This window comes from Acetobacter aceti NBRC 14818 (assembly GCF_000193495.2).
Lineage (GTDB): Bacteria > Pseudomonadota > Alphaproteobacteria > Acetobacterales > Acetobacteraceae > Acetobacter > Acetobacter aceti.
The window spans coordinates 1,835,279-1,860,574 of the sequence record NZ_AP023410.1; the positions used below are offsets into that span (position 1 = coordinate 1,835,279).

A 25,296-nucleotide genomic window follows, 5' to 3' on the forward strand; every position below is an offset into this window, starting at 1 on the left:
TCGGCCTGACATCAAAATCCAAAGCATCCGGACAAGCGCAGTGACACAACCAAAGTGCACTGCACACACCGCACTCCACATAATCCCACTTCCAATACTCTTCTACCCGTCAAAGAAGAAAAGTATTTGACTGCATACCTCCCATTTATCAGCCGGCGACACGTTCCGTCCGCTGCAACGCCATATCCATGAAATACTGCGCCGGAGCAGCCAGAGGCAGACCGCGCCGCCACATCATCAGAAGATCCGCAGTCGGAAGCTCCTCCTGCACCGGTCGGGACTCAATCTTTTCCCCTTCAAGCGACCACGGCCGATAGATCAGTTGCGGCAGCAGGGCGATACCATGCCCGGCAGCAACCAAACTTCGCACGGCTTCAATGGACGTCGACCGAAAATAGGATACCGGCTGAAAAGAAAACTTCTCACACACCGCTGTCATTCTGCTTTCAAGAATATCAGCGGCAAGTGTGATGAAAGGCTCCTGATTCAGTTGCTTCAGGCTCACCTGCTTTTCTTGCGCGAGAGGATGTCCGTGAGACAACCAGACATGATGAGGTGAAACCCCCATCACATGCGCACCACACGCACTGGGAATCGAGTTGCCCAGACGCAGCGTCACCGCAAGATCCAGCTCTCCACCGACCAGCATGTGATCGAGATAATCAGGCTGTTCCTCTATAAGTCTCACATCGACCTTTGGAAAAGCTCTCCGGAATCGTGTCAGGAGATCGGGCAGGACATACCCCGCCACCACCTGCGTCACACCAAGCGTGAGCGTGCCGACGAGCGCCTCTTCATCCTCGTGCTTCATGCTCTGCGCATCGGCAACGCTATCAAGAATACGCTGCACCCTTTGGAAAAACTGCTGCCCACGACGGGTCAGAACGACACCGCGCGCATGACGGTCAAGGAGCCGGAATCCCATTTCGGCTTCAAGATCGCGCAGCGCTTCCGTCACCGTTGACTGAGACACCAACAAAACCATGGCCGCGCCGGAAATCGAACCGACCTCGGCAACTGACGCAAAATATCGAAGCTGGCGTAATGTCAGCGCCATAACGGACAGTTTTCCTCACGCAAGAAGAACAAGACTTGTGAGGATGCAGCACAAAGACTCATCAGCCCTCCATTGCGCCGTGAGTCCATCATCTTCAACACCAGCATACACCCCCTCATACGGACTATTCTCTGGATGCTGAAGCCGCCAGCTTCTGTCCAAGGATGATCGGCAGCAATGTCACCGCCACAACTGCGAACACCACAACATTTACTTCCGGCATATGCTGCCCCAGACGGATGGCGCCGAAGATCCAAAGAGGCAAGGTTGTTTCAGAGCCTGACGTGAAGGTGGATACAATCACTTCATCGAAGGACAGCGCGAACGCCAGAAGCATCCCCGACACAATTGATCCGCTCAAAAGAGGCAGAGTGACACTGGTGAAACCCCGAAAAGGTGTCGCCCCCATATCCTGCGCCGCCTCAAGCAGCGAACGGGGAAGCCTCCGGAGTCGCGCCATGACATTGCTGTAAATCACCACTGTGCAGAACGTGGTGTGCGCAATCACCAGCGTCACCATCGTGAAGGGAATCTCCAGCGCGGTGAAAAAACTGTTCATCGCAATGCCGGTTAGCACCCCCGGCAACGCAATGGGAAGCGTGAGGAAGAATGATCCCACCTGAACAGCGCGGGAAGAAAGGCCATTCATGCCCACTGCCGCCAGCGTTCCCAGCACGGACGCAAGCAGCGTCGCCAGACCCGCCACTTCCAGTGAGACAAGCAACGCACTTCTCACTTCCTCATCCGCCCACGTGGCGTAAAACCATTTCAGCGAAAAGGAATGGATTGGCCAGACCTGCACTGACGATGCATCGAACGCAAACACCAGCACAATCAGCAACGGCAGAAGCAAAAACGCCAGCACTGCGGACGCCGCGCCCCAGAGAGCAAGATTACGCATCGAACCACTCATGCTCCGTCAAACGCTCCGAACCGGCGGGCCAGCAGCATGTAAGCACCAACCACGACAAGAAGGATCATGGAATAGGCTGCTGCAAACGGAATATTTCCCGATACACCAACATTGGAATAGACCACGTTGCCGATAAATTCGGATCCAGCCCCTCCGACCAGCATCGGCGTGACATATTCACCTAGCGTGACAGCAAATGTGAACACCGACCCTGCCGCCATGCCAGGGATGGCGAGAGGAAAGATCACGGTCCGAAATGTCTGGAACGGTGTGGCGCCCATATCCCCAGCCGCGTCAGGAAGAGAGGCCGGAATACGTTCCAGAGCGGACACAAGTGGCATCAGCATGAAAGGCAGCCACAGATAGGTAAACACGATCCATAAAGCGACGTTCGTGAAAGCGAATGACTGCTCCGGCAATCCTGCCGTTCGTAGAAACCAGTTCAGCACGCCATCATGACCAAGGATCAGCCGCCAGGAATAAATCCGTGCCAGCATGCTCGACCAGAGCGGAAGCGCCACCAGCACAAGCAGAACCAGTTTCATACGCGGACCAACCTTGCGGGCAATGACGTAAGCCAGTGGCCATGCAAGGATGATATCCGTAATCGTGACCAGCACCGCAATGCCGATCGTCCGCTCAGCAATGACACGGTAGGTGCTATCCGTGGCGAGGATACGGAAATTGTCCAGCGTCCACTCGTGAAGTATCTCGCCGGACATTGAATCGACCTGCCAGAAGGCCGAAAGCAACAGGGCAAACAGACTGCCCAGATAAAAAACTGTCAGCCACCCGAACGGGGGTAACAGCAGGGCCACATGCCCCAGAAGCTTCCGGCCGCCTGTCATTACTGTTTGACCTGCTGCCATGCACGCTGCCAGGCGGCATAATCAAGACAGTTATTCTGGCCATTACCGCACTGCCTGACAGGTGTTTTCCAGAACTTGATGGTCGAGAAATAGGCTGCCGATGCATCAGCATGATACTGCTTGCACGAACCGGGCTGCATCGCATCCATCTCCGCACAAGCCTTGGTGTTAGCGGGCGTTTCGCCAAAGGACAGCGCCTGCTGGGCCTGCACCTTCGGTGTCATCACATGATTGATCCACAGATAGGCGCAGTTCGGATGTTCCGCGTGGGTGCTGATCATCCACGTGTCGGCCCAACCGGTGGCCCCTTCAGTCGGGATGGTATCCTGCACAGGCACGTTAGCAGCCCGCAGCGTATTGGCCTGATACGGCCACGCTGCACCAACCTGCGCATCTCCACTCTTGAACAAATCAACTTCGTCTGAAGCCAGCGCCCAGTATTTCTTGACCAGAGGCCGCTGTTCTTTCAGCAGCGCCACCACCGCATCCATCTGCGGCTGCGTCAGCTCATATGGATCCGTGATACCCAGTTCCGGTTTGGTGTGAGACAGATACAACGCAGCATCCGCAATCTGGATCGGGTTGTCCGGCACCGTGATGACGCCCGTATGCGCCTTGTCATAAATGACAGACCAGCTTGTCGGAGCGGTCGTGATCGTTTTCGTGTTCCACATGAGGACATTCGGTCCCCACTCATAGGATACACCGTAATGAACGCCCTTCACCGTGTTGAAGGATGGCTCCTTGAGTTCCGGCATGAGATCGGCATAAGCCGGGATCAGACTCATGTTTACAGGCTGCACATTCTTGCCGAAGATCAACCGAAGCGCTGCATCACCCGACGCAGAAACAACGTCAAACCCCTTGCCGCCGCCCATGCGGGTCAGCGCCACCATCTCATCGGACGAACCGACATATTTACGATGGACCTTGCATCCTGACTGCTGTTCAAACGGTTTCACCCAGGCGTCGTCTGCGTAACCTTCCCACGCAACGACATTCAGATCGCCCTCACCTTTCCCTACGGAAGTCGGAAGATCCGCCGCGTACGCCTGCGCCATCATCGCGGTGCAACAGGTAGCCAGAAGCAGTGCACTGAAACCCTTCATGGTCGTCATCCTTTCTTCCTGAAAACACTAGACATTCCGAAAATCCCCTTACGATGAAAGAGGATAGGCAGACTCTTTCAACCATACAGCCCGGACGGCCATATTCTCGCTCAACCCACGCGCCTGACGTGATGGCACCATGGCGGTGACACCCGTGTCACCGTCGGCCCCTGTTACACGACAACGTGTGACCGGACCGAGATAGGAAATCTCCTGAACAAGACCCGGCAAACCATCTTCATGGGATGCCAGCGCATAATCCTGCTGCTCCAGTCGGATATCTTCCGGACGCAGCAGAATCTCCCGTCCATTTTCATGCAGAATATTGGATGACCCAATAAAGCGGGCGACAAAACCGCTCGCCGGTCGTTCGTACAGCTCTTCAGGCGTCCCAATCTGTTCAATGACACCTTCCGAAAATACGGCGATACGGTCACTCATGCTCAGCGCCTCTTCCTGATCATGCGTGACGTAAACAAAGGTTATGCCTGTCTGTTTCTGAATCTTCTTCAGCTCCACCTGCATCTCGCGACGCAGCTTCAGATCCAGAGCACCCAGCGGTTCGTCCAGCAGGATCAGGGAAGGTTCATTCACCAACGCCCGCGCCAGCGCGACACGCTGCCTCTGTCCACCCGAAAGCTGGGAAGGACGACGATCTCCGACAGCTTCCAGATGCACCATGGCGAGAGCCTTCGTGGCGCGCTCGCTCCGCTCGGCCTTCCCCACGCCCCTGATCTTCATGCCGTAGGCGACATTATCCTGAAGGCTCATATGCGGGAACAGCGCATAGTCCTGAAACATCGTGTTGACATCACGCTTGTACGGAGGAAGGCTTGTAACCTTGTTGCCACCGAGAAAAACCTCTCCGGAGTCCGGCAACTCAAATCCGCCGATCAGCCGCAGCGTGGTGGTCTTTCCGGAGCCTGACGGACCCAGCATGGTAAAGAACTCGCCACGTCGAATGGTCAGATCAATGCCTTTCAGAACAGGCTTGCCGTGACCATAGGATTTGGTCAGTGCTGTCAGGCTGACCGCTGGCGCATGCAGGGAAGACTCATCCGTCATTATTGTCAGTTCCATTTTACCATGACATGCCGGGACACCGTGTAATCCTCGAGAGACCCGAGGCTCATATCCTTGCCGTAGCCGGAATTGCGAAACCCACCATGCGGCATTTCATTGACCAGCATGAAATGTGTATTGACCCACGTGCATCCGTACCGAAGACGCGATGCCGTCTCCATGCCGCGACCGATATTTCCGGTCCAGACGGAAGAAGCCAGTCCATAGGGCGAACTGTTCACATTCTGGATGACTGCATCCATATCCCGACAGCGCGTGACCGAGACAACGGGACCGAAAACTTCCCGCTCCACAATTTCATCTCCGGGAAGCGCGCCCGCGATAACAGTGGGTTTGTAGAAAAATCCACCACCCGCCGCCATATCGCCACCAGTTGTGATTTCGACATGCGGGAGGTCCGCCGCACGCTCGACAAAGGCCGCCACACGGGAGCGCTGACGAGCGGAAATCAGAGGCGGAATCTCATTCTTTTTATCATCTTTTTTTCCAAAAGAGATTTTTTTGACTGAAGCCGTCAGATCGGCAACCAGACGGTCATAGATCTTCTCGTCCGCATAGACCCGACACGCCGCCGTGCAGTCCTGTCCCGCATTGTAATATCCGAAGGTCCGCACGCCCTGCACAACAGCCTCCAGATCAGCATCATCATAGACAATGACTGGCGCTTTCCCGCCCAGCTCCAGATGTGTCCGTTTTACGGAGCGAGCAGCCGCAGCAACGACCTTCCTTCCTGTCGCAATGTCTCCTGTGAGCGACACCATGTCGACACCCGAATGCTCCAGAAGCAGTTGCCCGACTGAGTTCCCTCTGCCCAGAACGACATTGACCACGCCAGCCGGAAATATTTCCGAAAAAATTCTTCCAAGATGCAGAATTGTGAAAGGTGTGTTCTCGGAAGGCTTGATGACACAACTGTTGCCCGCGGCCAGAGCGGGAGCCAGTTTCCACGTCGCCAACAACAGAGGATAGTTCCAGGGCGCAATACACGCCACCACACCCACTGGCGCCCGCCGCAGCATGGACGTGTGCCCCGCCAGATACTCTCCGGCGACAGGACCGCTCAGATTTCTGGCTGCTGAGGCGAAAAAACGGAAACAGTCAACGATGGCCGGAATTTCGTCACTCAATATCAGATGACGTGGCTTACCTGTATTTCTGGCTTCCAGTTCGGCAAATGTTTCTGCTTCCCGCTCAATGGCATCGGCCACCCTCAGCAGACACATGGAACGTTCGGCTGGTGTCGTCATGGACCAGGTCGGAAAAGCTTCAGCAGCCGCCAATACTGCCGCATCAACCTGTTCCGCTGAGGCGCTTGCCATCTCCATGATGACGTCACCCGTCATCGGCGAAAAGAGTGTCTCGTTCTCTCCCTCGCCTTCGACAAAAGCTGAGCCAATCAACATTCTGGTCAGCACCATGCACACCCTTCAAGACAGCAGATCACTGGCAATCCGTCTGAGATCTGAACCGTGACATACGTTACGATATCAAACCAATACATAATGCCAATAAGAAGAATCGGATATACCGATATTTCATCAACGCATTGATATATAAAAGTTATTTTTGTTATTTCTATTTTTCATCGCGGTAATTTTATGTTTTTCCGATGAATGAACCCTTCAAAAACCAAATCCATGAAAATGAGTCGCTTTCAGCACTATAGCGGCGTGCCCTTTCTTCAGGACATCTTTCCGATCCATCGATTATATCGATAATGCGGTATTGGCATTAGAGACTGGTGCATCATCAAAACAATTGTCTAAGCTCCAAGAACAATACCATGATCTTAGAATCCGGTGCTCGTGCATCCGCCTACAGCAACGACTTCACCACACACGAACACTGGGAGATGCTTGCAGATGATCCCATCGTCCTCAGCAAAAAGTCGCCCTGTTTACTTGCCCTTCAAGTTAAGCCCGGATGTGTGGTGTTCATTAATACTGGCTGCCACTCCTCGTTTCGACAGATCCCTGTTTCTGAGCGTGGAGTTGCAGAGCCATTATCCCCTGCCCAGCTTCCATATCATTCTGCTCAACATCCGGACCTGCTTGGCCAGCTTCCGTGATCTGTGCTGGGTACCGAAATAGGGAAGCCACCTCCATCGCATGCTCCGCGAAATCCCTCCGAAGCAGATTATCTACAAAAGACTGATCCGTTTCCTGCCGACAGCTGTGGCTTCCCTCGCCTCTTCCGATGACGCCTCCCGAACCTCGCCGGGTATCCAGTCACTGAATCCACTCATCTGTCCCGCCTGACACCACGCCCCACGCAGCAAAGAATTTTTCATGGACTATCCCACATCAGTTCGCCGGAAGATGACGCCCGACTTGAGGCGCTCGGCGTAAAATCCGATTTCGACCGTTCCATGTCCATGCTTGAGAATTTCGCACTCGGCTTTACCTATCTTTCGCCTGTCGTCGGCGTCTATACGCTGTTCGACAGCAGCCTGCAGACAGACGGAAGCCCGATGTTCTACTCCTTCTCCCGTGATCGCATGATCCCCGGTACAAAGGTGCTTTCCCGCATCTCCCCTCCCCTTTCCCCGAATAAGCCCAGCACCTAACCCAAGTGGCAAAAGCCTGCGATAAATTTATCGCTCTCATGGCTTTTCCTCTCTCCGACATTACTGCAATAGCTTCATGCTTCATCACCACAGCAAGCTATTGACCATGCGCTCCCCACTCTCCCGTCAGACACAGACCGAACTTCTCCCCCCCGGCGCGGTCGTGCTCGCCATGGTGTCCATCACAACCGGCGTTTCCTTTGCCCGAACCCTGTTTCCACTGATTGGGGCGTCCGCAACAACGGTTCTGCGGCTTGGTCTCGCCTCAATCATTCTTGCCATCATCATGCGGATCTGGCGCATCAGGACACCCCTCTGCACATTACCAGCCATTCTCCCTTACGGGATGTCCCTCGGGATCATGAATCTACTGTTCTATATGGCCATTTCACGCATTCCACTCGGCATCGCCCTTGCCGTGGAGTTCATGGGGCCACTGGTCCTTGCCGTTTCCTTTTCCCGTAACAAAAGCGATTTTCTGTGGACGGGTCTGGCTGTGGTCGGCCTATTTCTCTTGCTACCGTTAAGGCACGACCCGCATCCCGTCGATCCAACAGGCATGCTTTTTGCTCTCGGCGCTGGTATCTGCTGGGCGATCTATATTCTGGCAGGCAAGAAGGCCGGCGCCGCTTTTGGGACCTATGCTCCCACGCTGGGGATGATTACAGGCACTCTGACAATTCTGCCTTTTGGAATCACCCAATTTGGGAGCCAGTTGCTGCATCCTCATATTATCTGGGATGCCTTGGCGCTGGCGGCTCTCTCAAGCGCCTTTCCCTACTCGCTGGAAATGTATGCGCTCCGTCGCCTGCCAACAAAAACCTTCAGCGTGCTAACCAGTGGCGAACCGGCTGTCGGCGCCATCATGGGCGTGCTGCTGCTTGGCGAGCATCTCCCACTCCCCGACTGGCTTGGCATCGCCGCCATTGTGACGGCCTCTCTTGGCACGACGCTGATGAATCGGCGAAAAACCGTTTAACCAGTGGTTCTTTTCAGAAAATGGAAACCTACGCTCTCTTCAACTCACTCATGAACATAGAAATCCACCGGAACCGTCAGCATGAGCGGTTCGCCCGGCACGCTGTCCGGTGGTGGCGGCAGAGGTTCCGCCCGTCTGACCAGCGCCAGTGTTTCCTGATCAAGCAGCTCATATCCTGAGCTTTTCCTGAGACGGGCTGACAGGACATGACCTTTTCGATCCATGGAAAAGAACAGAAGTGGCGTTCCTTCCTGTCGTTTGGATTGTGCTTCGGCTGGATAACGCTTGAAGCGCTCCAACTGGGCAAGCAACTGCCCCTGCCATGTCACCTTTTCATGGGATGCGCGCGAGGAAGAGGCAGCGGAAGTCGGTGCAGCCGCGGCCTCTGACGGCGGCGCTGCCGAAGAAGGTGGAGCCGTATTTTCCAGCGCAGGTGGTAGTTTGACCGGTTGCAGCTTCTGGGGAACAATCGGCGTCTTGACCTTTTTCCTTACAGGGTGAGGCTTTTCCATTTTCGGTAAGGGCACCGGCGGATTGGGCGCAGGAGATGGCGGTGCAGTCAGTTCCGGCAGCGGTTCGGGCTCAGGAACAGGTTGCGCCTGTGTCTGTTGCGGGCCGGGCGGCGTATCCGTCTGTGGCGTCGGAGTAGCCGCAGGCAGTGGCGCAAGATCAATCGCGATGGCAGCGGGAGGAGGTGCATCCACAGGCATTTCCACACGCGGCATATGGGTGACGGCCCAGAGCACGCCCAATGACAGTCCCGTCACCACCAGCAGCGATGCGCCCCAGCGTATGTTTTCGCGCCGCTTCTCAAGACGCAGTCGGTATTCTTCCTGCTCTATAAAGGAAAGATCACCCGAACCAGCATGCCGTGTGACAATGAAGGCGCTCATGGCGTGACTGACGTGCTTGCTGCGGAAGACGACGTCGCATCTGGCTGCGCTCCTTCTTCCTGTCCCTGAAGATTTACAAGAGCCACCTTGAGATATCCGGAAGACCGCAGCTTATCCATCACACCCATCAGGGTGCCGTAATCAACGGTCTTGTCCGCTCTCAGGAAAATCCGCTGCTCCTTGTCTCCTTTGGTCGCGGTTTCCAGTGCCGCAGCCAGTCCCTCGGGAGAGATGTCATCCTCTCCCAGCGCCAGACCGTGATCGGCCTTCACAGTAAGAAACACCGGATTTTCCGGTCGTGGCGCAGGCTTTTCCGTCGAGGAAGGCAGGTCAACCGGCACATTCACAGTTGTCAGCGGAGCCGTCACCATGAAGATCACCAGCAGCACCAGCATCACGTCGATAAACGGCGTGACGTTGATCTCGCTGGCCTCATGCGGGGTCTCATCGGCATGGCGGATGCGGATCATGGCCCTTTACTCCGCGACAGCATTGCGGGCGCTCAGGCGTACCACCTGCCCCGTGCCCAGTAGTGACCGCATCCGCGAAAGATCGCGCGACACCAGACGCAGGACGAGAGCAGCCACGTCCGCCACCTGAGCGCGACACGTCACTGTCCGACGGGAAAGCGCGTTGTAAATCACCACGGCAGGAATAGCCGTAACCAGACCGATCGCCGTCGCCAGCAGGGCTTCAGCAATCCCCGGCGCAACCACGGCCAGACTGGTCGCCTTTGTCGCAGCAATACCGGTAAATGACGTCATGATCCCCCACACGGTGCCAAACAGACCGACGAAAGGTGAGATTGCGCCGATGGTGGCGAGAAGACCGGTCCCTTTCATCAACCGCCGGGCCTCTTCTGCTTCGAGCCGCTCAAGCGCGAGAACGACACGTTCCTTGATACCGTCAGCATCGTCCTCAATATCTGAGGATGCCTGCTCCTCTTCCCGGGCTGCACCGATCATGGTAAGCGCCACCCCGGGGCAAGCAGCCTCATCACACTGGTCCAGCGTATTTGCCTGTCGCAGGGCACGTTTTGCGATAGCAAGACGTCGCTGGACATGTGTGAACTCGATTGTCTTGGCCAAAGCGACTGTCCAGGTCAGCACACAGCCTAGCGCCAGAAGCATCATGACGCTCTGGACCACGGGGCCGGCATTGAGGAACATGTCCCACGGGGAAAAAGAGAGAGCACTCATGAAAGACCTCCGATGAGTAAATGACAGCACATTTTCAAAGTCTGATATCAGATGAGACAGCGTGATCTGCCTCTGACCTTCTCTTCCCGGAAACAGGCTGTGCCTGACAGGAAGAGGCGCGAAGAAGTCTTTCAGCTTCCAGCAGGACAGGACAAAGGTCCGGGTGAAGAGAGCCGCTTTCCAGAAGTCCCTTCACCGCCAGAAAGACATCACAGAAACCAAGGGAAAGCGCTTTCCTGAAAGCGAAAACAGCTTCCTTTATCTCATCCTGTGCAAGATGAAGGCGGCCTGTATTGACGAACCCCCAGCAGTCACCCGCCATCGCAGCGGCATGAAAGAAAGTTGCCGCTTCTTCCGGGACCAGTTGTCCCGACAGTCCATCCTCATGCAGAAGGCCCAGCATGTTCAGCGCTTTGGCAACACCTTTCCGGGCAGCTTCAACATAAAGCCAATAGGCCATGACTGGGTTTTTCTCGCCGACTTCTCCTGAGAAACAGAGATCGGCAAGATTGAACAGCGCCCAACCGTTTCCCTTTTCAGCGGCAGCCTGAAAATACGTCGCTGCCACAGCAGGATTGCGGCGAACGCCCCAGCCACGTTCATACGCCCGTCCCAGCATGTTCAGCGCATCTGCCGAACCACTGCGGGCAGCAGTTTCGAACAGGCTGAACGCTCTTTCTCCATCGCCATGATTCAGACAGATCTGTCCCAGCGCCAGAAGCGCTGAGGTGGATCGCTCATTGTCCATTCTGGACTTTTCTTCAGAATGTAAGACCGACATTGCCGATAAAACTCCGTCCGGGTGCCGGAACGACACGGCTGGACGAGAAGGCCGAAGCATAATTCAGATGATCGGTCAGGTTGTTCGCATTGAAGGAAACCCGATAGTGCTTGACCTCCCAGGAAACCATTCCGTTCAGTGAGAAAGTGTAGGGAATACGGGCCGTATTGGTGACATCCGGACCTGCCCAGTATCCCGAAGCATACTGTGCGCCTCCAGCAACTTTCAGCTGCCCCCAGCCCGGATTCAGCACGTAATCCTGTAGATCGAAGGAGCTCCAGACCGAGAAATTGTTATGCGAAACCTGAGGCGCTTCATTTCCCTTGGCCGTGGCGCTGTGTGTGATCTTGCCATCCATGTAGGAATAAGTGCCGTATATATTCCAGTTTTTCGTGATCTTTCCGGTCAGACTGACTTCCACGCCGCGCACACGGCGTCCGCTTCCCTGATCGGCAAATCCGGTGACCATGTCGCCATTCGCATCATAATAGAACGAATTGTTTTCGCTGATCTGGAAGAATGCAAGAGTTGCACCCAGTCGTTTGTGGAAGAAATCCGCCTTGCTGCCGAATTCGAACAGATCACTACGTTGCGGCTTGAAATCCTTGGAGTTGGATGGCGTTTCACCCGTATTTCCAGAAAGCGTGACCATCGAGGACACGTCCGTCCCCACCGGCTTGTAGGAGCGCGAGAAGGTAAAATAGAACGACGCCATCTTCACAGGGGAGTAAACGATACTTCCCGACGGGCTCCAGCGGTCGGCAGACTGCGACTGGCGCTGCTGACCATCACCACCGACATACGTGCTGTTGAAATGATCCCAGCGCGCCGTTCCGAACAGGGTGAGCTGCTTGGTCAGCTGGATACGATCCGAGAAGAATAGACCAACGTCCGTCGCATCGGCATTTCTGTAGCCGGACTTCGGAAAGGTCACATAACCACCACCACTGGAATGCGTCGGATTACGAATGGTCTGGTTGGCAACACGATTATACCATGTACCGTAATAACGGTCGTCATCTTCGTAATTGACGTCAACGCCAGCCTTGATCTCGTGTTTTACGCTACCTGTATGGAAGTGGAAGTTGCCCATCAGGACGTTCTGCGCACCCCAGCCCTTCTGGTTATAGGCCGCACCGCCGCCAGCACCGTAGCTGAGCGCCGGATTGCCTCCCGCCATGAACTGCGAAACACAGGCTGCCGTGGAGCACGCATTCGGTGTCGTCGCGGTGTATTCACGCTCATATTTGGTCAGACGCGTATCGTTTGTCAGCGTGAACCAGGGTGTGATTTCCGACTTCAGGGAAGACGTCAGATTGTGAATGTCGGAGTTGTCACGGTCAAAGGAACGGACATAGCTGGTATTGCGGTTCAGCCCGTGGCTGGTGATCGGACGATAAATGCCATCCCCCATCAGCAACATCGGCACACCATAGTCAGGCACGTTGTCACTGTGCATCCACTGCCAGTTCAGGTGCCATGACGTCTTGCTGCGCAACCCGACACCCAGATCGACCGCTGTGCCATAACGGTTGGATTCAATCAGTTCACGCCCCGGCACGCCCGAGCGGTTATACATCCCGTTGATCCGCAGCGCGATGTCATCATTGATCTGGTAATTGACGTCCGCATTGCCGCGATAGAGAGACGCATTTCCGAAAGCCTGATCATAGCTATAGGAATCTCCGGCATGGGCATGCTTCAGGGACTGGTTGATGATGCCACCGACATTTCCCGCCCCGAAATATTCACCGGACGGCCCCTTGATGACCTGAACGCTCTCGGTATTGAACATATCGCGCGTGTAGGTGCCAAAATCCTTCAGACCATCTGTATACATATCGCCACGCGCCTGCAGGCCGCGGATACGGAACTGGTCACCGTTCAGACCACCATTGCCCTCACCTGTGGAGAGCGTGATACCCGGCACGTTCGCCAGTGCCTGATCCAGCGTGTAGGCGCGCTGTTCCTTGATGATTTCCTGAGGGATGACGGTAATGCTTTGCGGCGTGTCCCGCACGGACGTCGGCATGCGGGAAATTCCCAGAACCGTGCTGTTCGTATTACCTGCCGCTACGCCTTCATCCTGCTGGCCTTTGACCTTGAGGGTCGGCAGCGCAATGGAGGGTTCGGACTCTGTCGTGTCTGTTGTCTGGGCCGTCTGCGCCTTTGCTTCCCCCACGCCAAACCCGGCCGACATACCGACCGCCACAGCCAGACCGACCTTGGGCGTTCGCCCGGCCACCCGCGCAGACTGATTCATTTCCGTGCTCCTGGCGCAGGCCGCAACCGGCTCGGCGCCTTCAGTAAATGTTACCTGATATTGCAATCCCAGTTACCTGCAATCGCGAATGATTCGCAATATCTAAAACAGCCTTTTTCATATCGGAACGTAATCCTTCCATTGCAAACGATTTCCACAAGGCTTCGTAATTCTTCTACATATTCTAATGCACTGTTTTTAATGAACTTTAGAAACACACCTCAAAATCACCGCTATCAAACATGTCATGACCTATTTTCCATCTGTGACAAAAATGCCTCACATCCTGAGCGGCTCTAAAACAGAGATATTTTCAGGTCATGTCATAAAAATCTTATGTTACAGACAAGATATTTATGACTTTAAGCTCATAACTCCGCCCATTCCCGAACAAGATTATGGTAGGTCGCAATCAGTCCAAGAACGGCTGGATGTTCGTCAGACAGATCCTTCCGTACATCAATGATGGATTGATCAAAGTTATAAAGTAGCGTTCGTTTTCCATCATCTTTCACCATTGACTGTGTCCAGAAGAATGACGCCCAGCGACTGCCTCGCGTGACAGGGGCCACGGAATGCAGACTGGTCGCCGGATACAGCACCAGATCCCCCGCCGGGAATTTCACCTTGTGACTGCCATATGTATCTTCGATCACAAGCTCTCCGCCGTCATAGTCTTCCGGGTCACTGAGAAACAGCGTGGAAGAAACGTCTGTCCGGATCCGAAAACCTGTTCCTGGCAAAGGACGGATTGCATTATCAACATGCGCGCGAAACTGCATGCCTTCGTCATAACGGTTGAACAGAGGGGGGAAAACACGCAGCGGCAGCGCCGCAGTCGTGAACAGCGCGCTACGTCCCAGCGCCCTGAGAATGAGCTCTCCCAGCGCAAGAGAGACTTCTGACTCCTGTGGAATCTGCAGGTTATATTTTGCTTTCGCCGACTGTTCGCCCGCAGTCACCTTGCCATCGACCCATTCCGACTCTTCTAGGGATTTACGGCAATGGACCACTTCATCCGGCGTCAAAACCCGGGGGATATGCACGAGCATCAGAACAACTTTCACAGCACAAAAAGGACATTCCCTCGCGCTATATATGAAAGTGATATTCATTCGCAATTTTATTCAGACGCCTCCGATATCCTGCTTCCCTGCAAGACGGCGCAATCTATCCATAAAAAAAGCACGGTTCAAAACGAACCGTGCCTCTACATGAAACTGTTCAAAAGGATGCCTCACAGCGCCCTTGAGGCAGACCCCTCTATTTTCAGCACCCTACAGAACAAATGCCGGCACACTCGCAACCGGAGCAAGCCCGGCTCCATCCGCTTCCTCCTGAGCCTGCGCAGGATCATCCGCCAGCCCTTCACCGTGAATACCCGCAAGCACCCACAATGCATCCACGCCGACATTCGCAGCACCCCGAATATCGGTGGCCAGCGCATCACCTGCCGCCAGAATACGGTTCTTGGGAATATCGCCCAGCAGTTCGAAGACAGGTTCATAAACCGGAGGAAAAGGCTTGCCGATCCACTGCACAACGCCGCCTTTCTGCTCATAGGCCCGGGCCAGAAGTCCGGCACAGATCAGACGGACACCATCGCGCATCACTTCCATGTCCGGATTGGCGCAGATCATCGGCAGATCACGCACGGCGCAGGCCGAAAGGATCTCCAGATACGGCTCCAGTTCCGTCTGGCCACGACGCTCATCCGGTCCTGTGTTCAGCACAAATGTCGCATCGGCAGGATTGCTGACAAGCTCCACACCCAGCCCTTCGAACATCGACAGGTCATGCTGGCCACCAATATGGAACACTCGCTTGCCGAGCGTTTTCACCCACGGCCATGCCTGAGCCACTGACGGATCCGTGCATCCGGCTAGAACGCGCCAGGTGACTTCGCCGCTGGTGATGATGCCGTCATAAAGTGAACCATCCACGCCCATTGTCGCCAGCTGATCACGAATGATCGCAGCCGGACGCGGGGCATTGGACAGCAGGACAATACGTTTGCCCCGTTCTTTCAGAATCCGAAGGCAGTCGAGCACACCCGGAAACGGCCGGACCCCATTATGCACGGTCCCCCAGAGATCGACGATAAAGCCATCATAACGGTCCAGCAGCGGAGCAATCCCCTGAAGCGCCTCAATCTTTCGCTCACTCACAGATCCGCTCCCTTCAGATCACCGATGGATTCAACGCCCTGTTCACGCATGATGCCCAGCACTTCGTGTTTGAGACGCCCCACCAACGCTGGCCCGTCATACGCAAAAGCGGAATATACCTGCACCAAATCCGCACCGGCACGAATACGGTCCACCACGTCCGCGCCGGTTTCGATCCCGCCACATCCGATCAATGCCAGACGTCCATTCACAAGCCGGGCGACTTCTCGCAGCATGGTCAGCGCACGTTCCCGCAACGGACGACCTGACAGGCCACCAGCCTCACCCGCGAAACGGCTTCGCAGCGTCGCTGGACGCGCCAGTGTCGTGTTGCTGATGATCAGACCATCCACTCCACCCGCAACAGCCGCCTCCACAATCGGCCCAATCTCTTCTTCGGCAAGATCGGGTGCCAGCTTGATCAGCAAAGGCGGCCGTTCCTCATGCACAGCAGAAATTGCGGCCAGCAGACCCGTCAGACGCTCCGCTCCCTGAAGCGAGCGCAGTCCCGGCGTGTTGGGTGAGGACAGGTTCAGCACAACGTAATCGACGTAATGCTTCACGCGTCGGATCAGGTCCGGGTAATCCTTTTCAGGGTCAGCACCGACCTTGTTGATACCGAGATTGGCGCCGACCGGCACACCGGGATGATACCCCTTGCCACGCTGCAACTTGGCCAGACGCACGGCGAACCGGTCGATTCCGTCATTGTTAAAGCCCATGCGATTGATGACCGCACGGTCTTCATCCAGCCGGAACAGACGGGGTTTCGGATTGCCTGCCTGCGGGCGCGGCGTCACAGTTCCAGCCTCAACAAAACCGAAGCCGATCCGCGCAAGTGGGCGGATGACACGACCATTCTTGTCGAAACCGGCCGCCATACCAATAGGGTTTGGAAAGCGCATACCCAGCGTCCGGACGGCCAGAGCCGGGTCATCTTTCTGGCGTTTCGCCGGGACGCCAACGCCAAGCGATAGCGCGTCAATAGCAAGCTTGTGGGCCTGCTCAGGATCGAGCTTCCTGACGAGCGGAAGCATGGGGGAAATCAGGATATCAGTCAGGTCTTTCATGAGGCGGATGCTGCCTGAACAGCGACCGTCTGAAAAGGGGAGTGAAACGGAGACAGCTTCCTTTGTGGGGTTTCAGGCAAAGCCTGACGAGCAAAAAAAAGCGGAAACACCTTTTGATGTTTCCGCTTCCTGTATGACTGCTTCCCCAGCCTTATCTGGAGGCTGCCCCCACCCCTATGAGCACCAGCGCAAAAAGCACCACGCAGATAAGCACCGCAATAAAGAACAGAATTTTCGCCATACCTGCAGCAGCGCTGGAGATGCCTCCAAACCCGAACAGGCCCGCGATGATCGAAACAATCAGAAAAAACAGAGCCAGCCTGAGCACGTCATCTTCTCCTATGATGAGAATGTATTACTACCCGTAAACAGCTACTGGAGGGACCGGTTGCATGAAAAACTGGGCCTGACAGGAAAATTCTTGCAAAAACGGACGATTATCCCGCCCCGGCTTACCGGCGCGCCAGCCACATTCCAAAGACACTCCCCAGAAGCAGAGCAATACCCACACTCAGACGGGGTGTATCCACGGTCACATCCCGCAACACATCACACCCATCTTCAAAGACATCGCTCAAGCGTGAGCCTGTAGCCTGCGTTCCACCAGAAATACCGCTCTGCAGAGACTCAATACCACTTTCCAGCGTGTAGTCGTTCTCATCTGAGTGACCGTTAGCCATTACCCTCTCCTCTTTCAGGCTTCAGGAGCCGTACTCTGCTTCCCATTCACAACCCGGGCCAGCGCCATTTCAAATCTCAGCGGCCTGCCAATACGGTGTATCACCCGGATCTTCCTCACCGGCGATCAGACTCCTCAGACGACCAGCCAAGGCTCGCAGCCCCGGAGAAGATGGATCACGTGGACGCTTCCCCACCTTGAGATCGCCTCTTACGGATGCTGGCTTGCCTGCCAATACAATGATACGGTCCGCCAGCAGCAGCGCCTCGTCAATGTCATGGGTCACAAACAACACGGTTTTTCGTGTCTTCTGCCAGATCGCCAGCAGTTCGGTCTGAAGATTTTTACGCGTGATCGCATCCAGCGCACCGAAAGGTTCATCCATGAGCAAGAGGTCCGGATTCACTGTCAACGCCCGCGCGACACCGACACGCTGCCGCTGTCCACCAGAAAGCTGCCGCGGCCAGCGGGACGCTTCGGCAGAAAGTTTTACCAACTCCAGAGAGTCCTCCGCACGCTGGTGCCGTTCACTGCGACTGAGCCCAAGCCCTTCCAGACCAAGCTCCACATTTCCCCGCACCGTCCGCCAAGGCATCAGGCGTGCATCCTGAAACACCAGCGCGGAGCGTCGGCTTCCGGTCTGCTGCTCACGGGCAGTCGATAGTGTCGTTGTGCCTTCTGTCGGCGCGATCAGTCCCATAATCACACGCAGAAGGGTGGATTTTCCCACACCGGACGGACCGAGAACAGCAACAAACTGCCCTTCCTCGATCTCCAGATCCACATGGCGAAAAATGAAATTTTTCCCGCCATCATGAGAAAGACCGGCATCCTGCACACGCACCAGAGAGGTCATATCACTCATCCCTGCCACCTCAGCACCCGATCCCTCACGAGACCGAACAGAAAATCCGTCAATGCGTAGAGGCCCGCCATCGTAATCATATAGACAACCACAATATCGGTCGCGAGAAGGCTGGACGCCTGCATCATGCGGGCTCCCACGCCCGGCACGCCGAACAGTTCAGCAGCCACCACCGACATCCAGCCCTGCCCAAGCCCCGTACGAAGGCCAGCCAGCAGACCCGGCATCGCGGCAGGCAGCGTCACATAATGCAAACGCGCCAAAAATCCGCGATGTCCGAAAGCGGCCGCCACCTCATACAGTTCCTGATCGACCGATTTGACGGCCCCATAGGCGGCGTAGAAATTAATCCAGAAAACCGAAATGGCGATGACGAAGGTCGCGCCCACATTGTTCAGGCCAAACCAGAGAATGGCGAACGGCACCCAGGCCAGTCCGGGTATTGGGCGCAGCAGACGAACAACGCCACCTGTCAGAGCATCGACGATGGGAATGGAAGCGCAGACAAGCCCCGCACCGGCACCCAGAACGGAGCCGATGAGCAACCCGGCGATATAATGGACAAGACTGTCCTTGATGGCCTGAACCCAAAAGCCGCCCGATACTTCTGAAACAAAGGCCGCCCAGAGTTCGGTTGGCGCAGGGAGCAGACCGGGCGGGACGAGATGAAACTGCACTGACGCCTGCCAGATTGCCAGCAGCAGCAGCAGACCCACGGCACCGAGACCGATCCGGCCTCCGGCGCCTATACGCAAACCATTCATCCCAAACCCTCTAATCCTGCCCTTACGGCGCAGGCTGACGCCACATCTTTAGATCGAACAGATCCTCTACCGGTACTGCCGAACGCAGAACACCCTGCTGCACCTCAAAATCCTGAAGCGCTTTTACTCCGGGAATGATTTTCTCAGGGTCAGAGACAAACTGCGCCGCTGAGTTCTTCAGAGCCTGCTCGATCACGGCGGGTTTCATCAGACCACCACCCAGAGCTTTCGCCACAAATGGAGCAGCCTCTTCCGGGTGCGCTGCAATCAGATCCGTTCCCTTGACGAACAGCGAAGTCAACTTGCCGGACCAGGGCGCATGCTCGGGGGAGTTCGGACTGACCACCGCCAGAACCGATCCGGGCTGTCCCGGCAACAGATCGTGACCTGTCGCCAGAATACGGGCTTCCGGCACCCGCATCTGAATGATGGTCAGAGCAGGCTCTCGCAAAATGGCAGCATCAACGGCCTGTGCCAGAAAGGCCTGCTGGGCCGCATCAATATCAATCCCGATAATATCAACACAGGAGAGATCCTGTCCTTCCTGCGCCTTAAGCCAGTAACGCAGCACCGTATCCGGCACCGAACCCGTTGGCTGCGCCGCGATCTTGGGCTTGCGTCCTGCAGCTTTTGTGAAATCCGCAATACGGACCGTAAGCTGCTCTTTTGTCAGGCCACCGGGTTTGCCTGCATCCAGTCCTTCGGCGAGCTTGCCACGCGAAATCACCGACAGTTCCTCGATCGCCCCGCTGGCGACAACCTTGACGTCTACACCGCGTGATCTCACCTGCAGCAACGGCAGGACACCCGCGACATAGGCATCAATACGACCGGCAACGAGCGCCTGAATGGCCTGAGGACCAGAAGTAAATCTGACCAGTTCCAGATCCAGTCCGGCTGTCTTCGCCCATCCTTCTCCGTCCACAACAAACAGTGCTGAAGATCCGAGAACCGGGATATAACCGATGCGAACAGGGGTTGCGGTTGCTGCCTGTGCAACTGCCAATGTCATGCCCGCAGCAGCGATTGCGCCTGTCACCAGCTTTCTAAGTTTATTTCGGAACGCCATAAACGACCCCTGTTCGTGAGTGCATCACCTGAAGATGAAACAAATCTATCACTGAGAACGGCGGACAACAACAATACAAACAAAATATAATCGTTATTTTTATATATTACTATTTTAGTTTGTATTTATTAGAGTGATTTTCCAATTTCAAATTGGGAGAGATGACCAAGGGAAAACCTTGCCCGCCGCTCATCCATTTCAGTCCGCAGAATCAAAGAAGCTGTGTCTCTTTTCCTGATGAGCAGGGCTCTGAAAAATTGGTCGCCTATATTGCAGGCAAAAAAAAACCGGCCCCAGGGACCGGCTTTTTTCTGAAATGAAATGGCTCAAGCAGCCAGATCAGCCTCTTCGTGAGCAACCGGGCGCGGACCGCTGTCCTGACCCTTCGCATTCACGTCACGATCGATCAGCTCGATCACAGCCATATCAGCCGCATCGCCATAACGAACGCCAGCCTTCAGAACGCGCGTGTAACCGCCCGTACGAGCCTTGTAGCGATCGGCGACAGCCGAGAACAGCTTGCTGACGATCGCATCGTCACGCAGCTGGGCATAAGCCTGACGACGGGCATGCAGATCACCGCGCTTGCCGAGCGTGATCAGCTTCTCAACAACCGGGCGAAGTTCTTTCGCCTTCGGCAGGGTCGTCGTGATCTGTTCGTGCTTGATCAGAGCGACCGCCATGTTGCGGAACATCGCTGCACGATGGGTGGAGGTAACGCCGAGCTTCCGACCGGCAACACCATGACGCATTGTTAAGTCTCCTGTTGTCGCGGATCAGAAGGGCTCGTCGAGCCGCTTCGCCAGATCCTCAATATTCTCCGGCGGCCACGCCGGAACATTCATGCCAAGTGAAAGTCCCATGGTGGTGAGGACTTCCTTGATCTCGTTCAGTGATTTACGACCGAAGTTCGGCGTACGGAGCATTTCCTGCTCGGTCTTCTGAACCAGATCGCCAATATAGATGATGTTGTCGTTCTTCAGGCAGTTCGCCGAACGCACCGACAACTCAAGCTCGTCAACCTTGCGCAGCAGGTTGCGGTTGAACGGCAGGTCATCCTGCGGCTCCGTCGTAACGACAGGACGCGGCTCATCGAAGTTGATGAACAGCTGCAGCTGATCCTGAAGAATACGCGCCGCCAGAGCGACAGCATCTTCAGGCGTCACGGCGCCATTCGTCTCAACAGTCAGCAGCAGACGGTCAAAGTCGGTCACCTGACCCACACGGGTCGGCTCAACCTTGTAAGACACGCGCTTCACCGGGGAGTAGATCGCATCGATGGGGATAAGCCCGATCGGCGCGTCTTCCGGACGGTTCGCCGCAGCCGGAACATAGCCTTTGCCGATGTTCACGGTGAATTCCATACCCAGCTTCTCACCCTCATCGAGGGTGCAGATGACCAGATCCGGATTCATGATCTCAATGCCGTGCCCCGTCTGGATCTGACCGGCCTTGACTTCGCCCGGTCCGGTCGCCGTGAGCACCATGCGTTTCGGGCCCTCGCCATGCATGCTGAGAGCGAGCTGCTTGATGTTCAGGACGATATCCGTAACATCTTCACGCACACCCGGCACAGCCGAGAATTCATGCAGAACACCGTCAATCTGGATCGCGGTGATCGCCGCGCCCTGAAGAGAAGAAAGAAGAACGCGACGCAGAGCATTCCCGAGCGTCATACCAAAGCCGCGTTCCAGCGGCTCGGCAACGATCGTCGCCACGCGAGACGGGACGGAGCCGGGTTCGACTTCCAGCTTCTCCGGCTTGATCAGTGATTGCCAGTTTTTCTGGAGCACCAAGGTCTCGGCCTTTCAATAAGGGGGCCGCAACAAGACGGCGGAAACCCCGACCGAAAGCCGGGGCAACTTCAATAAAGACCCCGCTCCGGAAAATGGTGGACCACTTTCCGGAACAGGAACCTCAATCAGACGCGACGACGCTTGCGCGGACGGCAGCCGTTGTGCGGCACAGGCGTCAGATCGCGAATCGAGGCGATCTGGAAGCCAACAGCCTGAAGAGCACGCAGAGCGCTCTCACGTCCCGAACCCGGACCCGAAACTTCGATGTCCAGCGTTTCCATGCCGTGTTCGCGAGCCTTGCGGCCTGCGTCTTCAGCAGCAACCTGTGCTGCATACGGTGTGGATTTACGCGAACCCTTGAAACCCTGCGCACCAGCGGAGGACCATGCGATGGCATTCCCCTGGGCGTCAGAAATCGTGATCATCGTGTTGTTGAACGTGGAGAGCACATGCGCCACGCCCGAGATAATGTTCTTGCGTTCTTTCTTGCGGATACGCGGTGCAGCGGCCTTCGCCATGTCTGTCGCCTTGCCTTTTCACTGTAAGGGCGGATTGAGCCCGCCCGGCAACTGCCGGCACAAAACCGGCAGATACCTGAATTTGTCTGATACGCCCGAAGGCGTATTGATTAACGCGCTACTTTCTTCTTACCAGCGATGGCAACAGCCTTACCCTTACGGGTACGCGCATTGGTATGCGTCCGCTGTCCATGCACAGGCAGGCCACGACGATGGCGAAGGCCACGGTAGCAACCCAGATCCATGAGACGCTTGATGTTCATCGCAACTTCACGACGCAGGTCGCCCTCGACGCGATAGTCGTTATCAATGGTCTCACGGATCTTCATGATCTCGTCGTCGCTCAGTTCGTTGACGCGCTTTGCGTCAGGCAAACCAAGGTTCTTGCAGATCTGCTGAGCTTTTGTCTGACCGATGCCGTAAATATACTGCAGTCCGATCACAACACGTTTGTTCGTTGGGATATTAACGCCGGCAATACGCGCCACGCTACACACTCCTAGTCCGCCCGACTGCGCGTCCGGCGTTGATTCGAATTAATTTGCCGCCCTTTTGATCGCCAGGCGACCATGCGGTCCAGAGCGCGCGCAATAGACCGGGCAGGCATGAAGAGTCAATCCAGATAGATCACTTTTGCGTGAGCTTCTCGACTTCCGTCATCGTTGAGTCGATCTGTCCGCTCACTTCATCGATGGGCGCCATGCCATCAATGAACGCAACCATCACCTTGTCCTCATAATAAGGCAGGAGAGGAAGCGTCTCGTTTCTGTAGGCTGTCAGTCGGGATGTCACCGTCTCACGGTTATCATCCGCCCGTCGCGTGAACTCATGCGAACCGCACAGATCACATGTCTCCGCCACCTGTGTTGGCTTGGACACGTCGTTATAACTCGCGCCACATTTCGCACAGGAGAAGCGACCGGCGATACGATCAGCCAGAGCGTCCTCATCCACTTCCAGCATCAGAACAACGTCAATCTGGCGGGAGAGGCGTGCGAGAACAACGTCCAGCGCCTCAGCCTGCGCCACCGTCCGCGGAAAGCCGTCAAGAATGAAGCCCTTGGCGCAGTCAGGCTGCTGAATGCGGGATTCCAGCATGCTGACGATGATGGTGTCAGGAACAAGCTTTCCCGCATCCATCAGCGATTTTGCTTCACGGCCAATATCGGACCCGGCCTTCACTTCAGCGCGCAGCATATCACCCGTTGAAATCTGGGCGATACCATAGCGCGCCTCAAGCCGCTTGGACTGGGTGCCTTTACCCGCGCCCGGCGGACCAAGAAAAATAATATTCATTTGCGGACGATCCTCCGATTGGAACCGCTCTTTCGATTACGTTGGATCAGCCCCTGATACTGGTGCGCCACCAGATGAGACTGGATCTGGGTAACCGTATCGATTGTCACCGATACGATGATGATCAGGCTTGTACCACCAAAATAGAAAGGCACATTATAGCGACTGATCAGAATCTGAGGCAGCAGACAGACAGCGACAAGGTAAAGCGCACCGATCGTCGTCAGACGGGTCAGGATTCCATCGAAATAAGCCGCTGTTGATGCACCCGGACGAATGCCAGGAATGAATCCACTCTGCTTACGCAGGTTGTCGGCTGTTTCTTCCGGATTGAACGTGACCGCCGCATAAAAATAGGAAAAGAAGACGATCATCAGCGCGTAGAACAGCATGTAGAGCGGCTGTCCCTGACCTAATGATTGTCCGAGGAATGACAACCAGCCCGGCATCCCCTTTCCGTTCATGAAGCCCGCAATGGTGACGGGAATCAGCAGCACGGAAGAAGCAAAGATCGGTGGGATCACTCCAGCCGTATTGACCTTCAACGGCATATGAGTCGATTCGCCGCCGAAAACGCGATTGCCCATCTGACGCTTGGGATACTGGATCACAACACGACGCTGCGCCTGCTCCATGAATACGATAAAGACGATCGTAAGCGCCGCCAGCACCAGAAACACCAGCACGAAGAACGGCGAGAGCGCACCGGTATATCCAAGCTGAAACAGTGTCGCCAAGGCATGCGGCAGATTTGCAACGATGCCGGCGAAGATAATCAGCGAGATACCGTTCCCGACTCCTCGTGACGTGATCTGTTCACCAAGCCACATCAGGAACATGGTTCCACCTACCAGCGTGAAAACGCAGGAGACGAGAAAGAACAGTCCCGGATTGACCACGGCGGACCCGGCCGATGAACTCATTCGCTCAAGCCCGACCGCAATGCCGTATGCCTGAAAGAAGGCGATCGCGACTGTCAGGTAACGCGTATACTGGTTGAGTTTTTTCCGTCCATGCTCGCCCTCTTTCTTGAGAGCTTCCATCGAGGGAATGGCTGTCGACATCAACTGAATGATGATCGAAGCCGAGATGTAGGGCATGATGTTCAGGGCGAACACGGTCATGCGCCCAAGTGCGCCGCCCGTGAACATGTCGAACATGCCCAGAATGCCACCCTGATGCTGGGCCAGAAGCTGCCCCATCACCTTCGCGTCAATGCCCGGGACAGGGATATAGGTGCCCAGACGATAGACGATCAGGGCTCCCAGCGTGAACCAGATCCGCTTCTTGAGTTCCGTCGCCTTGGCGAAGGAGCCCAGATTGAAATTGGCCGCGAGTTGCTCAGCCGCCGAGGCCATA

At 55.7% G+C, this 25,296-nt stretch carries 29 protein-coding genes; 4 read left to right on the forward strand and 25 right to left on the reverse strand.

The window, feature by feature from the left end; translation table 11 throughout:
* Window positions 1-148: 148 nt before the first annotated feature.
* The 6 genes from EMQ_RS08270 to EMQ_RS08295 form a co-directional block, all read right to left on the reverse strand.
* On the reverse strand, window positions 149-1,057 hold the full coding sequence (locus EMQ_RS08270; RefSeq protein ID WP_010667294.1) for a LysR family transcriptional regulator: 909 nt from the start codon (window positions 1,055-1,057) through the stop codon (window positions 149-151).
* A gap of 124 nt (window positions 1,058-1,181) precedes the next feature.
* Entirely contained in the window at window positions 1,182-1,970 is a 789-nt protein-coding gene (locus EMQ_RS08275; protein WP_010667293.1) for an ABC transporter permease, read from the reverse strand.
* On the reverse strand, window positions 1,967-2,818 hold the full coding sequence (locus EMQ_RS08280) for an ABC transporter permease (protein ID WP_018308178.1): 852 nt from the start codon (window positions 2,816-2,818) through the stop codon (window positions 1,967-1,969). Before EMQ_RS08280 ends, EMQ_RS08275 begins: the two co-directional genes overlap by 4 nt.
* Window positions 2,818-3,948 carry an ABC transporter substrate-binding protein gene (locus tag EMQ_RS08285; protein WP_026200135.1) on the reverse strand — a complete coding sequence of 377 codons (1,131 nt, stop codon included), beginning with the start codon at window positions 3,946-3,948 and terminating at the stop codon, window positions 2,818-2,820. Before EMQ_RS08285 ends, EMQ_RS08280 begins: the two co-directional genes overlap by 1 nt.
* A gap of 48 nt (window positions 3,949-3,996) precedes the next feature.
* Window positions 3,997-5,013, reverse strand: a complete 1,017-nt coding sequence (locus EMQ_RS08290) for an ABC transporter ATP-binding protein (protein WP_010668236.1) — start codon at window positions 5,011-5,013, stop codon at window positions 3,997-3,999.
* Window positions 5,014-5,018: 5 nt separating this feature from the next.
* A complete protein-coding gene (locus EMQ_RS08295; RefSeq protein WP_026200134.1) occupies window positions 5,019-6,446 on the reverse strand; it encodes a gamma-aminobutyraldehyde dehydrogenase in 1,428 nt (475 codons plus the stop codon).
* Window positions 6,447-6,814: 368 nt separating this feature from the next.
* Here EMQ_RS08295 and EMQ_RS08300 point away from each other — a divergent pair, with 368 nt between their 5' ends.
* From EMQ_RS08300 to EMQ_RS08315, 4 genes are all read left to right on the forward strand, one after another.
* Window positions 6,815-7,099 (forward strand): hypothetical protein, encoded by a 285-nt coding sequence (locus tag EMQ_RS08300; RefSeq protein WP_165878933.1) that lies wholly within the window; start codon window positions 6,815-6,817, stop codon window positions 7,097-7,099.
* A 40-nt stretch (window positions 7,100-7,139) separates the two neighbouring features.
* Window positions 7,140-7,289 (forward strand): hypothetical protein, encoded by a 150-nt coding sequence (locus tag EMQ_RS08305; RefSeq protein ID WP_010667722.1) that lies wholly within the window; start codon window positions 7,140-7,142, stop codon window positions 7,287-7,289.
* 110 nt (window positions 7,290-7,399) lie between these two features.
* On the forward strand, window positions 7,400-7,597 hold the full coding sequence (locus EMQ_RS08310) for a hypothetical protein (protein WP_010667723.1): 198 nt from the start codon (window positions 7,400-7,402) through the stop codon (window positions 7,595-7,597).
* 106 nt (window positions 7,598-7,703) lie between these two features.
* Window positions 7,704-8,576 (forward strand): EamA family transporter, encoded by an 873-nt coding sequence (locus EMQ_RS08315; RefSeq protein ID WP_010667724.1) that lies wholly within the window; start codon window positions 7,704-7,706, stop codon window positions 8,574-8,576.
* A 44-nt stretch (window positions 8,577-8,620) separates the two neighbouring features.
* On the opposite strand, the gene EMQ_RS08320 is transcribed toward EMQ_RS08315, so the two are convergent.
* The 19 genes from EMQ_RS08320 to secY all read right to left on the reverse strand — a co-directional run bounded on the left by EMQ_RS08320 (window position 8,621) and on the right by secY (window position 25,295).
* Window positions 8,621-9,469: an energy transducer TonB gene (locus EMQ_RS08320; RefSeq protein ID WP_010667725.1), complete on the reverse strand. Its 849-nt coding sequence runs from the start codon at window positions 9,467-9,469 to the stop codon at window positions 8,621-8,623.
* Window positions 9,466-9,939: a TonB system transport protein ExbD gene (gene exbD / locus EMQ_RS08325; RefSeq protein ID WP_010667726.1), complete on the reverse strand. Its 474-nt coding sequence runs from the start codon at window positions 9,937-9,939 to the stop codon at window positions 9,466-9,468. The genes EMQ_RS08320 and exbD overlap by 4 nt, the downstream gene beginning before the upstream one ends.
* A gap of 6 nt (window positions 9,940-9,945) precedes the next feature.
* Window positions 9,946-10,668, reverse strand: coding sequence for a tonB-system energizer ExbB (gene exbB, locus EMQ_RS08330; protein WP_026200133.1), 723 nt, complete (start codon window positions 10,666-10,668; stop codon window positions 9,946-9,948).
* A gap of 34 nt (window positions 10,669-10,702) precedes the next feature.
* Window positions 10,703-11,416 carry a tetratricopeptide repeat protein gene (locus EMQ_RS08335; protein WP_018308175.1) on the reverse strand — a complete coding sequence of 238 codons (714 nt, stop codon included), beginning with the start codon at window positions 11,414-11,416 and terminating at the stop codon, window positions 10,703-10,705.
* A gap of 13 nt (window positions 11,417-11,429) precedes the next feature.
* Complete coding sequence (locus tag EMQ_RS08340; RefSeq protein WP_010667775.1) at window positions 11,430-13,712, reverse strand: TonB-dependent receptor; 2,283 nt, start codon at window positions 13,710-13,712, stop codon at window positions 11,430-11,432.
* 368 nt (window positions 13,713-14,080) lie between these two features.
* Window positions 14,081-14,764 carry a Fe2+-dependent dioxygenase gene (locus EMQ_RS08345; protein WP_010665874.1) on the reverse strand — a complete coding sequence of 228 codons (684 nt, stop codon included), beginning with the start codon at window positions 14,762-14,764 and terminating at the stop codon, window positions 14,081-14,083.
* Window positions 14,765-14,989: 225 nt separating this feature from the next.
* A complete protein-coding gene (locus tag EMQ_RS08350; RefSeq protein WP_010665873.1) occupies window positions 14,990-15,880 on the reverse strand; it encodes a TIGR01459 family HAD-type hydrolase in 891 nt (296 codons plus the stop codon).
* Complete coding sequence (locus EMQ_RS08355) at window positions 15,877-16,950, reverse strand: quinone-dependent dihydroorotate dehydrogenase (protein WP_010665872.1); 1,074 nt, start codon at window positions 16,948-16,950, stop codon at window positions 15,877-15,879. Before EMQ_RS08355 ends, EMQ_RS08350 begins: the two co-directional genes overlap by 4 nt.
* Before the next feature lie 151 nt (window positions 16,951-17,101).
* Window positions 17,102-17,278, reverse strand: a complete 177-nt coding sequence (locus tag EMQ_RS08360) for a DUF1328 domain-containing protein (protein ID WP_010665871.1) — start codon at window positions 17,276-17,278, stop codon at window positions 17,102-17,104.
* A 124-nt stretch (window positions 17,279-17,402) separates the two neighbouring features.
* The gene (locus tag EMQ_RS08365; RefSeq protein ID WP_010665870.1) at window positions 17,403-17,630 is read right to left on the reverse strand and encodes a hypothetical protein; all 228 of its coding nucleotides are present in this window, start codon (window positions 17,628-17,630) and stop codon (window positions 17,403-17,405) included.
* Window positions 17,631-17,699: 69 nt separating this feature from the next.
* Window positions 17,700-18,494 (reverse strand): ABC transporter ATP-binding protein, encoded by a 795-nt coding sequence (locus EMQ_RS08370; RefSeq protein WP_010665869.1) that lies wholly within the window; start codon window positions 18,492-18,494, stop codon window positions 17,700-17,702.
* Window positions 18,491-19,258 carry an ABC transporter permease gene (locus EMQ_RS08375; protein WP_010665868.1) on the reverse strand — a complete coding sequence of 256 codons (768 nt, stop codon included), beginning with the start codon at window positions 19,256-19,258 and terminating at the stop codon, window positions 18,491-18,493. The genes EMQ_RS08370 and EMQ_RS08375 overlap by 4 nt, the downstream gene beginning before the upstream one ends.
* Window positions 19,259-19,280: 22 nt before the next feature.
* A complete protein-coding gene (locus tag EMQ_RS08380; RefSeq protein ID WP_010665867.1) occupies window positions 19,281-20,327 on the reverse strand; it encodes an ABC transporter substrate-binding protein in 1,047 nt (348 codons plus the stop codon).
* A gap of 326 nt (window positions 20,328-20,653) precedes the next feature.
* Complete coding sequence (gene rplQ, locus EMQ_RS08385; RefSeq protein ID WP_010669147.1) at window positions 20,654-21,079, reverse strand: 50S ribosomal protein L17; 426 nt, start codon at window positions 21,077-21,079, stop codon at window positions 20,654-20,656.
* A 24-nt stretch (window positions 21,080-21,103) separates the two neighbouring features.
* Complete coding sequence (locus EMQ_RS08390) at window positions 21,104-22,123, reverse strand: DNA-directed RNA polymerase subunit alpha (protein ID WP_026200130.1); 1,020 nt, start codon at window positions 22,121-22,123, stop codon at window positions 21,104-21,106.
* A 125-nt stretch (window positions 22,124-22,248) separates the two neighbouring features.
* Window positions 22,249-22,641: a 30S ribosomal protein S11 gene (gene rpsK, locus EMQ_RS08395; protein ID WP_010666031.1), complete on the reverse strand. Its 393-nt coding sequence runs from the start codon at window positions 22,639-22,641 to the stop codon at window positions 22,249-22,251.
* Window positions 22,642-22,751: 110 nt separating this feature from the next.
* Complete coding sequence (gene rpsM / locus EMQ_RS08400; protein WP_010666032.1) at window positions 22,752-23,129, reverse strand: 30S ribosomal protein S13; 378 nt, start codon at window positions 23,127-23,129, stop codon at window positions 22,752-22,754.
* 139 nt (window positions 23,130-23,268) lie between these two features.
* Window positions 23,269-23,937, reverse strand: a complete 669-nt coding sequence (locus EMQ_RS08405; RefSeq protein ID WP_010666033.1) for an adenylate kinase — start codon at window positions 23,935-23,937, stop codon at window positions 23,269-23,271.
* Window positions 23,934-25,295, reverse strand: coding sequence for a preprotein translocase subunit SecY (gene secY / locus EMQ_RS08410; protein WP_010666034.1), 1,362 nt, complete (start codon window positions 25,293-25,295; stop codon window positions 23,934-23,936). The genes EMQ_RS08405 and secY overlap by 4 nt, the downstream gene beginning before the upstream one ends.
* Window position 25,296 lies beyond the last annotated feature (1 nt).

Bases quoted from the DNA above. Each gene is read 5' to 3' on its own strand.
- EMQ_RS08270 (WP_010667294.1), bottom strand. From the start codon at position 1,057: ATGGCGCTGACATTACGCCAGCTTCGATATTTTGCGTCAGTTGCCGAG.
- EMQ_RS08275 (WP_010667293.1), bottom strand. From the start codon at position 1,970: ATGAGTGGTTCGATGCGTAATCTTGCTCTCTGGGGCGCGGCGTCCGCA.
- EMQ_RS08280 (WP_018308178.1), bottom strand. From the start codon at position 2,818: ATGACAGGCGGCCGGAAGCTTCTGGGGCATGTGGCCCTGCTGTTACCC.
- EMQ_RS08285 (WP_026200135.1), bottom strand. From the start codon at position 3,948: ATGAAGGGTTTCAGTGCACTGCTTCTGGCTACCTGTTGCACCGCGATG.
- EMQ_RS08290 (WP_010668236.1), bottom strand. From the start codon at position 5,013: ATGACGGATGAGTCTTCCCTGCATGCGCCAGCGGTCAGCCTGACAGCA.
- EMQ_RS08300 (WP_165878933.1), top strand. From the start codon at position 6,815: ATGATCTTAGAATCCGGTGCTCGTGCATCCGCCTACAGCAACGACTTC.
- EMQ_RS08305 (WP_010667722.1), top strand. From the start codon at position 7,140: ATGCTCCGCGAAATCCCTCCGAAGCAGATTATCTACAAAAGACTGATC.
- EMQ_RS08310 (WP_010667723.1), top strand. From the start codon at position 7,400: ATGTCCATGCTTGAGAATTTCGCACTCGGCTTTACCTATCTTTCGCCT.
- EMQ_RS08315 (WP_010667724.1), top strand. From the start codon at position 7,704: ATGCGCTCCCCACTCTCCCGTCAGACACAGACCGAACTTCTCCCCCCC.
- EMQ_RS08320 (WP_010667725.1), bottom strand. From the start codon at position 9,469: ATGAGCGCCTTCATTGTCACACGGCATGCTGGTTCGGGTGATCTTTCC.
- exbD (WP_010667726.1), bottom strand. From the start codon at position 9,939: ATGATCCGCATCCGCCATGCCGATGAGACCCCGCATGAGGCCAGCGAG.
- exbB (WP_026200133.1), bottom strand. From the start codon at position 10,668: ATGAGTGCTCTCTCTTTTTCCCCGTGGGACATGTTCCTCAATGCCGGC.
- EMQ_RS08335 (WP_018308175.1), bottom strand. From the start codon at position 11,416: ATGGACAATGAGCGATCCACCTCAGCGCTTCTGGCGCTGGGACAGATC.
- EMQ_RS08340 (WP_010667775.1), bottom strand. From the start codon at position 13,712: ATGAATCAGTCTGCGCGGGTGGCCGGGCGAACGCCCAAGGTCGGTCTG.
- EMQ_RS08345 (WP_010665874.1), bottom strand. From the start codon at position 14,764: ATGCTCGTGCATATCCCCCGGGTTTTGACGCCGGATGAAGTGGTCCAT.
- EMQ_RS08355 (WP_010665872.1), bottom strand. From the start codon at position 16,950: ATGAAAGACCTGACTGATATCCTGATTTCCCCCATGCTTCCGCTCGTC.
- EMQ_RS08365 (WP_010665870.1), bottom strand. From the start codon at position 17,630: ATGGCTAACGGTCACTCAGATGAGAACGACTACACGCTGGAAAGTGGT.
- EMQ_RS08370 (WP_010665869.1), bottom strand. From the start codon at position 18,494: ATGAGTGATATGACCTCTCTGGTGCGTGTGCAGGATGCCGGTCTTTCT.
- EMQ_RS08375 (WP_010665868.1), bottom strand. From the start codon at position 19,258: ATGAATGGTTTGCGTATAGGCGCCGGAGGCCGGATCGGTCTCGGTGCC.
- EMQ_RS08380 (WP_010665867.1), bottom strand. From the start codon at position 20,327: ATGGCGTTCCGAAATAAACTTAGAAAGCTGGTGACAGGCGCAATCGCT.
- rplQ (WP_010669147.1), bottom strand. From the start codon at position 21,079: ATGCGTCATGGTGTTGCCGGTCGGAAGCTCGGCGTTACCTCCACCCAT.
- rpsK (WP_010666031.1), bottom strand. From the start codon at position 22,641: ATGGCGAAGGCCGCTGCACCGCGTATCCGCAAGAAAGAACGCAAGAAC.
- EMQ_RS08405 (WP_010666033.1), bottom strand. From the start codon at position 23,937: ATGAATATTATTTTTCTTGGTCCGCCGGGCGCGGGTAAAGGCACCCAG.
- secY (WP_010666034.1), bottom strand. From the start codon at position 25,295: ATGGCCTCGGCGGCTGAGCAACTCGCGGCCAATTTCAATCTGGGCTCC.